At 67.0% G+C, this 11,416-nt stretch carries 9 protein-coding genes; 3 read left to right on the top strand and 6 right to left on the bottom strand.

Annotated features, from left to right (window positions below):
- Position 1: 1 nt before the first annotated feature.
- The 6 genes from HT579_06915 to HT579_06890 are packed head-to-tail and all read right to left on the bottom strand — an operon-like array spanning position 2 to position 9,181.
- Positions 2-1,204 carry a type II secretion system F family protein gene (locus tag HT579_06915; protein ID QKS28676.1) on the bottom strand — a complete coding sequence of 401 codons (1,203 nt, stop codon included), beginning with the start codon at positions 1,202-1,204 and terminating at the stop codon, positions 2-4.
- A 4-nt stretch (positions 1,205-1,208) separates the two neighbouring features.
- Positions 1,209-2,921, bottom strand: coding sequence for a Flp pilus assembly complex ATPase component TadA (gene tadA, locus HT579_06910; protein QKS28675.1), 1,713 nt, complete (start codon positions 2,919-2,921; stop codon positions 1,209-1,211).
- 51 nt (positions 2,922-2,972) lie between these two features.
- Complete coding sequence (locus HT579_06905) at positions 2,973-4,262, bottom strand: tetratricopeptide repeat protein (GenBank protein ID QKS28674.1); 1,290 nt, start codon at positions 4,260-4,262, stop codon at positions 2,973-2,975.
- The gene (mshL, locus tag HT579_06900; GenBank protein QKS28673.1) at positions 4,259-6,079 is read right to left on the bottom strand and encodes a pilus (MSHA type) biogenesis protein MshL; all 1,821 of its coding nucleotides are present in this window, start codon (positions 6,077-6,079) and stop codon (positions 4,259-4,261) included. Before mshL ends, HT579_06905 begins: the two co-directional genes overlap by 4 nt.
- Before the next feature lie 43 nt (positions 6,080-6,122).
- A complete protein-coding gene (locus HT579_06895; protein QKS31543.1) occupies positions 6,123-7,724 on the bottom strand; it encodes an AAA family ATPase in 1,602 nt (533 codons plus the stop codon).
- Entirely contained in the window at positions 7,724-9,181 is a 1,458-nt protein-coding gene (locus HT579_06890) for a sigma-54-dependent Fis family transcriptional regulator (GenBank protein ID QKS28672.1), read from the bottom strand. The genes HT579_06895 and HT579_06890 overlap by 1 nt, the downstream gene beginning before the upstream one ends.
- Before the next feature lie 133 nt (positions 9,182-9,314).
- Here HT579_06890 and HT579_06885 point away from each other — a divergent pair, with 133 nt between their 5' ends.
- From HT579_06885 to mlaD, 3 genes are read left to right on the top strand one after another with little or no spacing between them, the layout of a single operon-like run.
- On the top strand, positions 9,315-10,133 hold the full coding sequence (locus HT579_06885) for an ABC transporter ATP-binding protein (protein ID QKS28671.1): 819 nt from the start codon (positions 9,315-9,317) through the stop codon (positions 10,131-10,133).
- Positions 10,134-10,158: 25 nt separating this feature from the next.
- The gene (mlaE, locus tag HT579_06880) at positions 10,159-10,932 is read left to right on the top strand and encodes a lipid asymmetry maintenance ABC transporter permease subunit MlaE (GenBank protein ID QKS28670.1); all 774 of its coding nucleotides are present in this window, start codon (positions 10,159-10,161) and stop codon (positions 10,930-10,932) included.
- A complete protein-coding gene (mlaD, locus tag HT579_06875) occupies positions 10,932-11,402 on the top strand; it encodes an outer membrane lipid asymmetry maintenance protein MlaD (GenBank protein QKS28669.1) in 471 nt (156 codons plus the stop codon). Before mlaE ends, mlaD begins: the two co-directional genes overlap by 1 nt.
- Positions 11,403-11,416: the final 14 nt, after the last annotated feature.

Below are 11,416 nucleotides of genomic sequence, written 5' to 3'. Positions count from 1 at the left end.
TTCAGGTCTTGATCTTGCTGATCACGTCGTAGACCGGCCCGAGGACCGAGAGCATGATCCAGCCGAGCATGCCACCCATGACCAGGGTGAGCAGCGGCTCGATCAACTGCTGCATCTTCTGCACCGATTCGCGCACGTCGCGGTTGTAGAAGTAGCTGACGTTGAGCAGCGCCTCGTCGAGCGCGCCGGTGTTCTCGCCGACGCGCAGCATGCGGATCACCAGCGGCGGGAAGAAGCCGGTGCCGTGGAAGGCGGCGGTGACGTTCTGCCCCTCGATGATCAGTTGCTCGACCCGTTCCAGGCCCTGGCGAATCACCAGATTGCCGACGACCCCCTGCGTCGTCCTGATCGACTCGAGGATCGGGATTCCCGAAGCGTAGAGCAGCGCGAAGGTGTTGGCGAAGCGTGCCAGGATGATCTTGCGCAGGATGTTGCCGAGCACCGGCACGCGCAGCTTGATGCCGTCAAAGCGCAGCCGCGCCAGCGGGTTGTGGTTCAGCAGCAGCCGCACGCCGAAGAACGCGAGCAGCGGCAGCGTCGGCAGCAGATACCAGTAGGCCACCAGGAGGTCCGACACCAGGAAGAGGATCTGCGTCTGCAACGGCAGCACCTGCCCCATGCTCTTCACGAAGATGCGCAGCTGCGGCACCATGTAGATCATCAGGAAGAGGGTGGCGGCGATGACGATCGTGCCGACGAAGGCCGGGTAGGCGGCCATCTTCCGCGTCTGCGACACCAGCTCATCCTCCCACTTCAGCGACTCGTTCAGGCTCTGCAGCACGTCCGGCAGGCGGCCGGTCGCCTCGCCGGCGCGGACGAGGCTGACGAAGACCTGGTCGAAGACGCGACGATGGCTCTCCATCGCCTGCGACAGGGTCTGGCCACCCTCGATCGACTCGATCAGGCTGGCGACCACCTCGCGAAAGCGCGGATGCTCGAGACTGTCGCGCAGATCGGTCAACCCTTCCAGGATCGGAACGCCGGCACGGACGAGTTGCTGCAGGTGGAAACAGAAGTGGATCAGTTCGCGCCGCGGGACGCCACCACTGCGCAGCAGGCTGCGATTGCTGAGTGGCTCGCCGCTGACCAGGTCGAGTTCCATGCGCCGCAGTCGCAGATCGAGATCGACAAGGTTGATCGCGTCGATACGGCCGAAGACCATCCGCCCCTCGGGACTCACCGCCTTGTAGGTGTACAGCGGCACGGCCCTACATCCGGTCGGTGAGATCGACGACGCGCCCGATTTCCTCGAGCGACGTCGACCCGTCGAGAACGCGTCGCAGGCCGTCATCGGCCAGCGTGACGACACCCTGGCGCCTGGCCAGTTGCTGCATCTCACGCAGCGTGCTGCGGCGGGCGATCAGTTCGTCCATGTCGGCATTGATGCGCATCAGTTCCATGATCGCCAGCCGACCGCGATAGCCCTGGAACTCGCAGCGCTCGCAGCCGCTGGGGCGGTAGATGACCGGTCGCGGTCCGTCGGCCAGCCTGCCGAGCAGGTGCGCCTCGTGTGCCTCGGCCTGGTAGGGAACCTTGCAATGCACGCAGAGGCGACGCACCAGCCGCTGCGCAATGATGCCGATGATGTTGCCGGCCATGATGTCGGGCAGGATGCCGATGTCGAGCAGACGGGGAATGGCGCCGATCGCCGAGTTGGTGTGCAGTGTCGAATAGACCTGGTGGCCGGTCATTGCCGCCCGCAACGCCATTTCGGCCGTCTCGGCGTCGCGGATTTCGCCGACGAGGATGACGTCCGGATCCTGGCGCATCATCGAGCGGATACCGTTGGCGAAATCGAGCTTGACCGATTCGGCGGCCGATGTCTGCCGCACCAGAGTCATCGGATACTCGACCGGATCCTCGAGGGTCATGATGTTGACCCCCTCGGAGTTGATGTGGTTGAGCACCGAGTACAGCGTCGTCGTCTTGCCGCTGCCGGTCGGACCGGTGACGAGGATGATCCCCTCCGGCCGCGCGATCATCAGCTTGAGCAGGTCGAGCTGCTGCTCGGCAAGGCCGAGCCCCTCGAGCGGCACGATCCCCTTCTGCCGGTCGAGGATGCGCAGGACGATGTTCTCGCCATGGATCGTCGGTTGCGCGGAAACCCGGAAATCGACCTGCCGGCCGCGCATGTTGAGCGAGATCCGTCCGTCCTGCGGCGCGCGGGTTTCGGCGATGTTCATCCCGGACATCACCTTGATGCGCACCGCCATCGCCGGCCAGTAGGTCTTGTGCAGCGAACGGATCTGCCGCAGCATGCCGTCGATGCGGTAGCGGATGCGCAGGAAGCTCGCCTCCGGCTCGAAATGGATGTCCGAGGAGTCGCGCTTGACGGCGTCGGTCATGATCGAATCGATCAACCGCACGACCGGCTGGCTGTACTCGTCGGACGACGACTGCAGGCCGCGAAAGTCGATCTCGCCGGTCTCGATCTCGTGCAGGATGCCGTCGATCGACAGTTCGTAGCCGTAGCACAGGTCGATGGCGCGGTCGATCTCGGTCTCGCCGGCGAGCAGCGTGCTGATCTCGAGGTCGTCGCCGGCAAGCCCGCGAATCCGGTCGAGGGCGACGATGTCGTTGATGTCGGCGATCGCCACCGTGAGGCACTGATTGGCTGCGTCGTAGTCGAGCGGCAGGACGTGGTGGCGCTTGGCGAGTTCGCGCGGCACCAGCCGGAGCGCCGAGGGATCGATGATCGCCTTCGACAGATCGACGCTCTGCTTGCCCAGGCTTTCCGACAGCGCGTCGCGCAGCGTCGCCTCGGAGACGAAACCGAGCGCGACCAGCAGCTTGCCGATCGGCCGGTTGGACTTCATCTGCTCGAGCAGCGCGATGCGCAGCTGGTCTTCGCTGAGGATGCCCCTGGTGATCAGGATCTGGCCCAGCGGCCGCGCGTGCGGGTGTCCGGCGGGCGCGTTCATGACGGTGGCGGCCGACAGCCCCGCAGCGGCGAGCGCGGCATGCGCGACGCCTCAGGGCTGCAGTTCAAGGATTCGTTGCCTGACTGCATTGCGGTCGAAGGCGGCGCGGCTCGAGTCGGCGGCGCTCAGCGCCATGCGATAGTACTGCAGCGCCAGCTTGCCCTGGCGCAGGTGGTCGAGGCTGACGGCGACGTTGAAGATATGGTCGGCATTGTCCGGTTCGAGGGCATAGGCCTGGAAGTACTCCTGCTGCGCCTCGCTCCAGCGCCGCTGCCGGGCGTAGAGATTGCCCAGCGCGAAATGCACGGCCGGCGCATCGGGCTGGGCCGCCAGCAGCGTCTTCAGGCGGCTCTCGGACTGCCCCCCGTCACCGCCGCCCTGGAGGTTGATCAGCGCCGCCTGCGCCGTCGCGTCGGCGGGATCCGACTCGAGCACCCGCAGATAGAGGCTCTGCGCTCGCTCGTGGCGACCCTGGCGAACGGCGATCGCCGCCAGTCCGAGCAGTGCGTCGGCATTGCGCGGATCCCTGTGCAGGACCTGGTCGTAGGCGCGCTGCGCCTCGTCGACGCGGCCGGCCTGCCAGTCGTCGTAGGCGCGGTCGAGGGTCTGGTCGGGCGGCGGACGGCGGCTGCCGGAGCGGAAGACACCCGCCTCCTGGGCCGGCTGGCTGGCGGCCGGATCCTGCCGGCGGCGGCGCTCGGCCGGCGCTGCGAGCGGCGGCGCAGCCGGATCCGGGGCGACCTGCGGCGACGCGGGCGGACCGCCGGCGGTTGCCGATGGAGGCGTCACGCCCGGCGGCATGGTTGCTGTCGACGCCGGCGGCAGTGGCACCGAGGCGCCGGCAACGGCCGGCAGGACCGGCTGCCTGGCCGCTGGCAGCGGCGGCGGCGGCGGCGGCGGCGCGACCCGTGAACCGCCGGCGAGCCCCTGCAGCTGCCACCAGAAGTAGCCGGCAATCGCCAGCGCGACGGCGCCGCCGATGCCGATGAAGAGCCACAGCGAGGTACGCGGCCGCGCCTCCTGCTTGACGGCGAAGGCGTTCTTCACTGCCATCCGGGCGACATCGTCGGCGCTGCCGCGGTCGGCCACCGCCGCCATCGATCCCGCCCCGGACCGCCGCGGCGGCGCGGCGGCGCTGGCGGCGAGATCCGCGTCCAGCGAATCGCGGTGCTGCGACAACGGTGGCAGCGAGCGGCCGGCTGTCGTTGCCGGCGCGTCCAGCGGATCGAGGCTCAGCTCGGGCGCTGCGGCAGGCGCCGCCGGGGCTGCCGGCTGCGCGCCGGCGCCGGCCAGCCGCTTGGCTTCCTCGGCGCGCTTCAGCGCATCCATCAACAGGCTCACTGCAGCGGCTCCGGAGGTTGCTCGGGCAGCGAGAACGGCCGGTAGACCTGATCGGTGCGGAAGAACTCCCTGTCCGGCAGCAAGGTCCTGAAACTGCTGAAGTCGCCCTCGAGCGAAGCATCCTTGATCACGGTCGGGCGCAGCAGTACGACGAGTTCGGATTTTCCGGACGAGTTGTTGCGGTTGTTGAACACCTCGCCCAGGAAGGGGATGTCGCCCAGCAACGGCAGCCGCCCGAGGCGGTTGTCCAGGCGGTCCTCCATCAGGCCTCCGAGAACAGCGATGTCGCCGCTCTCGACGCGCATCATCGACTCGATCTCGCGCATCCGGATCTGCGGCACGAGATTCTTGATGTTGGCCGCCGCCAATGCCGGGTTCGGATCCTGCTTCAGTTCGGCGATGCTCGAGATCGACGGCCGTACGTTCAGCGTCACCGTGCCGCTGTCGCTGATCTGCGCCGTCAGGCTCATGAAGAAGCCGATCGACACCGATTGCGGCGTCGTCGTCGTGGTGACGGTGGCGTTGGTGTTCGGGCCACCCGGTACCGTATCCTGCTTGACGCTGAAATAGACGAAGTCCTCCGACACCTTGAGGGTCGCCGTCTGATTGTTGAGCACCGCCAGCTTCGGACTCGACAGCACCTTGACGGTGCCGAAGGCGCGCAGCAGCTCGACCGTGGCCACGAGGTTCAGCGGGTTGATGTCACGGAACTTGATGACGTAGGGGCTCACTGCGCTGGGCACGTTGGTCGTCAGTTGCGGCTTGGTGACGCTGTATTCGGAGCCGCTGGTCAGCCGGCTCCACTCGATTCCCTGCTGGTAGCCATCGGACAGCGTCACCTCGACGATCGTCGCCTCGATCAGCACCTGCCGCCGCGCACCGAGCATCACCCGATCGAGAAACTCCTGCACCTTCTCGTGCTGACGGGCGGTAGCCCGGACGGTGATCACGCCGGCTTCTGGATTGGCGATCACCGATGCCGCCTCACGGAAGGTCATGCGCTTGACGACGGTGGCGCCGGTGTTCTGCAAGACGGCCGGGTTCGGGCTGCCGGCCAGCGACTGTACCGCCTGGCCGAGCCGCGTCGCGGCGCTCACCGCCGGCGGCGCTGCGCCGGTACCGGTGGTGCTCTGCGACGCGCTCTGCTCGGTGACGGTCTCGGCCGATCCTTCGGGAAAGACCTTGTCGGTTTCGTGCAGCAGGTCCTTGAGGTTCTTTTCCAGCGACTGCCAGAAGCTGTTCTTCGACTTGTTGTCGATCTGGATGCGCGAGGTGTTGCCGGTACCGGCGACGCCGCCGCTGCCGGTCGCCAGCGCGCTGGTCGAGATCTGCGTGTTGGTCGACACGACACCGGTCACTTCGCGCGAGATGTTGACGTAATCGACCTTGTAGTGCTTCAGGTAGGGCGAATCGGGCATGACGACGAGGTTCGGGCCGTCGATCTCGAAACGCATGTCGACCTGCTTGGCGATCCGCGTCAGCAGTTGCGGCAGCGTCTGGTCGATGGCGTTGAGGGTGACGGTGCCGTTGATCCCGGGATGGATATCGACGTTGATCTTGGCGTCGCGCGCGAGCGCGAACAGCAGGTCGTGCACCCGGACATTATTGACGACGACGCTGTAGGTCTCGGTGCGGGCGGTCGCCCGCGGCCGCGGCAGCGAGACGCTCTGCTGCACCGGTTGCGGAATCGCGCCTGGCGGCCGCGCCACGCTGTCGGCCTGCAGATGCCCCGGCGACGGCCCGGTACTCAGGGTGGTCGGCGTGCAGGCGGCAAGCACCAGCACCAGGAGGACGGCGTCAAGGCTTCTCAAGGACACGCTCAAGCTCGCTCCGGTTACAGGGGAAGCTCATCATACCACGTCAGGACTTTGGTACAAGTGCATGATTTTTATTACCTTCCGTAGCCGGCGCCGGAACGGCGGCAGGGCCGCCGACGCGCAACCGGGAAACCTGGCGCACGTAGGGCCTGCTCGCCGGCGAGATCTCGCCGAGCGTCGCCAGGGCTGCGTTCGCCTCCTCGCGTGACGAATAGTCGCCGTAGATCACCCCCAGCCGCTCCCTGCCGGCGAGCCTGGAACGATAGACCCGTACCAGGCGCGGATCGAGGAGCGTCGAGTTTCTTGCAATGAAATCATCGACTTCACGCTGGCTGCCGGCGTCGGTCATGAGCAACTGGATGAAATAGTGACTGTCCGGCGTCCTGCGCAGCCACTCCTCGCTCGCCGCCAGCCGCTGCGCGAGGCTCGGCGTCCTGGCCACCACCGCGGTCGCAGCCGGCGACTGCGGGGCGACTGCCGCAGCCGCCGGGGCCGCCGGGGCCGCCGGGGCCGCCGGGGCCGCCGGGGTTGCCGGGGTTGCCGGGGTTGCCGGGGTTGGCGGGGTTGGCGGGGTTGGCGGGGTTGGCGGGGTTGGCGGGGTTGGCGGGGTTGCCGGTGCCACTGGGGCTGCCGGTGTCGTCGCCGTCGTCTCGACAGGCGGAGCAGCCGGGGCCGCCGTCACGGTCCCCAGGGCAGCCGGGGGCTGCGGCGCCAGCTGCGGCTGGGCCCCGCTGCCGGCGCTGTGGCTGCCGGCAAGGTAGGCGATGGTGGCGACTCCGAGGATCGCCACGGCAGCGGCGGCCGGCCACACCCAGGGGCCGAACCCCCGGCCGGCGATCGGCTGGAACTGCGCATCGCGGATCGCCGCCCGTACCTGTCTGGCATCGACCTCGTGCCGACCGGCGGCGAAGGCGGCCAGCAGCGCCTTGTCGGCGAGGATGTTGATGCGCCGCGTCAACCCCTCGGAACTGCGGCTGATGAGCTTGACGGCCCTGCGGCTGAAGAGATCGGGGCCGCGATAGCCGGCGGCACGCAGCCGGAACATCAGGTAGGCGGCGACATCGCGGCGATGCAGCGGCTCGAGGCTGAAGCTGTGCGTGATGCGGTCGTTGAGTTGCCGCATGGCGCTCTCGTGCAGCCGCTGATCGAGCTCCGGCTGGCCGAAGAGGACGATCTGCAGCAGCTTGTGGCGGCTGGATTCGAGGTTGGAGAGCAGGCGGATCTCTTCGAGGGCGTCGGGCGGCATCGCGTGCGCCTCGTCGATGAGGACGACGATCTGCCGGCCGGCGGCGTAGACCTCGAGCAGACGATCCTGCAGCGCCCGCAGCAGCAACTGCCCCTGCCCTGCCGGCAGGTCGAGGCGCAGTTCGGCGGCGATGGCGTACAGGATCTCGTCGCGCGACAGCATCGGATTGGCGAGATAGACGGTCTCGACGTTCTCCGGCAGCTTCTCCAGCAGCATGCGGCAGAGCATCGTCTTGCCGCTGCCGACCTCGCCGCTGACCTTGACGATGCCTTCGTCGTTGGTGATCGCGTAGATCAGCGCTTCGAGTGTCGCCCCCCGGTTGGCACCGGCAAAGAAGAACTCGGTGTGCGGCGTGATGCGGAAGGGCGCCTGCTGCAACCCGAAATGCTCCAGGTACATCATGTCTCGCGCGCCGTCGCTGCCATGCGGTTGTAGAGCGTCGTCCGGTGCACTCCGAGCAGACGTGCCGCCTGGCTGACGTTGCCGTGCGCCAGCTTCAGCGCCGCTTCGATGTAGCCGCGCTCGGTGGCGTCGAGCAGGCGATCGAGACAGAAGGGTTCGCGCTGCCGCAGACGCTGCGTCGCAGCGGCGACGATGGCGTCGCTGGTACCCGAGTCGAGGGGTGCCGGCAGGACATCGCCACCGGCCGGCGAGTCGTCCGGCAGATCGAGTTCCGCCTCGAGCGCCGCCGCATCGACGATCTGTCCGGGATACCGGGTGGCCAGGCGGATGACGACATTGCGCAACTCGCGCACGTTGCCCGGAAAGGGGTAGTCGCCCCACAGGCTTGCCGCCTCCGGCGCCAGGGCAAAGGGGAGCTGCTGCGTCTGCGCGGCGTAGTGCTGGCGGAAGTGCTCGAGCAGGAGCAGCTTGTCGTCACCCATCTCGCGCAACGGCGGGGCGAAGATCGAGCAGACCGACAGGCGATGGTAGAGGTCGGCGCGGAAGCGGCCGGCCTTGACCTCCTTGCGCAGGTCGCGGTTGGTGGCGGCGACGATGCGCGCCCGGCTGACGCGCCGCTGCGTCTCGCCGATCCGCTGGTACTCGCCGTTCTCGAGGACGCGCAACAGCTTCGCCTGCAGGTCGAGCGCCAATTCGCCGATCTCGTCGAGAAACAGCGTGCCATCGGCGGCATCGTCGAAGTAACCGGCGCGGCTCGACGACGCGCCGGTGAAGGCGCCACGGGCATAGCCGAAGAGCGTCGCCTCGACCAGGCTGGGCGAGATCGCGGCACAATTGAGCGCGAGGAAGGGGCGGTAACGCCGCTGGGTATCGAGGTGCAGGCAGCGCGAGGCGATGATTTCCTTGCCGCTGCCCGATTCGCCCTCGATCAGCACCGGAAACGGCAGGTCGGCGTACTGCCGGAGTTGCAGCCGCAGCTTCTGCATCGCCGGGCTGCTGCCGATCAGCGGCGAAACCGCCTCCCGCTGCCGTTCGTCGAGGGCGCGCAAGGCCAGCGCGCCCTCGAGCACCTGCTGCAGGTCGCCGGGATTGCACGGCTTGGCGACGAAGTCGGCGGCTCCGAGCGTGCGCGCGTGGCGAGCGTTGCCGTCGTCGCTCTGTCCCGAAAGGACGACGATGCGGATGGCCGGTGCCAGCTTGAGGAGATCGCCAATCAGCGCAAATCCCTCATCCGGGCGATGCGGCACCGGCGGCAGGCCGAGGTCGACCAGCGCCAGTTCCGGCGACCGCCGCAACTGCCGCAGAAGCTGCAGTGCATGCGGGCGCGAGTGGCTGGTGACGACCTCGAACGCCTTGCTCAGCGAGAAGCTCAGGGTGTCGCAGATCAGCGGGTCGTCATCGACGATGAGCAGCAGCGGCTTCTCGGGCGATGCGGTTGCGGGGTGGCTGAGCATGGAAGGCGTGTCGTCGCGGGGACTGATGGCGGTCGCGTCATTATTCCACAATTATATTAACGTCAAGTAATTCACGGTAAGGCGATGAAGCGTCAGGTATAATTCGCGCTCGTTTTTTCTCCTGGATGGTCGCGTGTCTGCCGAGAATCTCGTCGAAATCAGCAGTCTTGATTTTGCCTACGAGGATCGCCCGATCCTCGACGGCATCAGCCTGCAGATCCCGCGCGGCAAGGTCGTCGCCATCATGGGCGGCTCCGGTTGCGGCAAGACGACGCTGCTGCGGCTGATCGGCGGCCAGCTCCGGCCGAGCCGCGGCGAGGTGCTGGTCGACGGACAATCGGTGCCGCATCTCGACGACGAGGAACTGTACGCACTGCGGCGGCGGATGGGCATGCTCTTCCAGTTCGGCGCGCTGTTCACCGACATCTCGGTCTTTGACAATGTCGCGTACCAGATGCGCGAGCACACCGACCTGCCGGAAGAACTGATCCGCGACATGGTGCTGATGAAGCTCAACGCCGTCGGCCTGCGCGGCGCGCACGGGCTGATGCCTGCCGAGCTTTCCGGCGGCATGGCGCGACGGGTTGCCCTGGCACGGGCGATTGCCCTCGATCCGATGCTGATCATGTACGACGAGCCTTTTGCCGGTCTCGACCCGATTTCGCTCGGCATCATCGGCCAGTTGATCCGCCGGCTCAACGACGCACTGGGTGCGACGACGATCATGGTCACGCACGATATCCAGGAATCGCTGCTGATCGTCGATTACATCTACTTCATGTCCGACGGCAAGGTGGTCGCCCTCGGCACGCCGGACGAGATCCGTGCCTCGCAGCATCCCTTCGTCCATCAGTTCGTCTTCGCCGAGGCCGACGGACCGGTGCCCTTCCATTATCCGGCGCCGCCGCTGGCGCAGGAACTGCTGGGGAGGCAGGCGCATGGCGGACGGTAGTCGGGCGACGGACAGGATCGCCACCATGTTCGGCAGCATCGGCCATCGCGTGACCGACGGGCTGCTGCGGCTGGGCTTCGCGACCCGCTTCTTCCTGATGATCCTGCTCGGCTCGGGACAGTCGTTCAGGCGCCTGCACCTGACGATTCGCGAGATCTATTTCGCCGGTTTCCAGTCGCTGCTGATCATCCTAGTCTCCGGGCTGTTCATCGGCATGGTGCTGGGAATGCAGGGTTACGAGACGTTGCAGCGCTACGGGTCGGCCGAGGCGCTGGGCGTTCTCGTTGCCCTGTCGCTGGTGCGCGAACTCGGGCCGGTGGTGGCGGCGCTGCTCTTCGCTTCGCGCGCCGGTTCGTCGATCACCGCCGAGATCGGCCTGATGAAGGCGACCGAGCAGCTCACCGCAATGGACATGATGGCGGTCGATCCGATCGCCCGCGTCGTCGCGCCCCGCTTCTGGGGCGGCGTCATCTCGATGCCGCTGCTGGCGGCGCTCTTCTCGGCCACCGGCATCCTCGGCGGCTACCTGATCGGCGTCGTCTTCATCGGTGTCGACGAAGGAGCCTTCTGGTCGCAGATGCAGGCGTCGGTCGACTTCCGCTACGACGTCTGGAGCGGCATCGTCAAGAGTTTCGTCTTCGGCATCGCGGTGTCGTTGATCGCCGTCTTCGAGGGCTACGACGCACTGCCCACCGCCGAAGGCGTCTCGAGTTCGATCAAGGGCACCGTCGTCAAGTCGGCGCTGGCGATCCTGGCGCTCGACTTCGTATTGACCTCGTTCATGTTCCGGGAGGCTTGATGAGTCGCAAGTTGCTCGACCTCTGGGTCGGTGTTTTCGTTGTCCTGGGGATGGCTGCGGTGCTGTTCCTCGCCCTCAAGGTCGGCAACCTGTCGGCGGCAAACTTTGCCGAGACGTACCCGCTGCGCGCCAATTTTGTTAACATCGGGGGGCTGAAGGTGCGTGCGCCCGTGAAGAGCGCCGGCGTCGTCGTAGGGCGGGTGGCCGAGATTCGTTTCGACCCCGAGTCCTACGAAGCCGTCGTGACCATCAACGTTGACGGGCGCTACCGCTTTCCGAAGGACACCTTTGCGCTGATCCTGACCGCCGGACTGCTCGGCGAGCAGTACATCGGCCTCGACCCGGGGGGTGACGAGGTGATGCTGAAGGCGGGTGAGGCGATCGCCAAGACGCAGTCGGCCGTGGTGCTGGAGAAGCTGATCAGTCAGTTCATGTTCAACAAGGCGTCCGAAGGACAAAGCGAAAAATAGAAGGGAAGCAAGGC

Source organism: Candidatus Accumulibacter similis (assembly GCA_013347225.1).
Classification (GTDB): Bacteria; Pseudomonadota; Gammaproteobacteria; order Burkholderiales; family Rhodocyclaceae; genus Accumulibacter; species Accumulibacter similis.
This window is presented reverse-complemented; position numbering and strand designations above follow the sequence as displayed.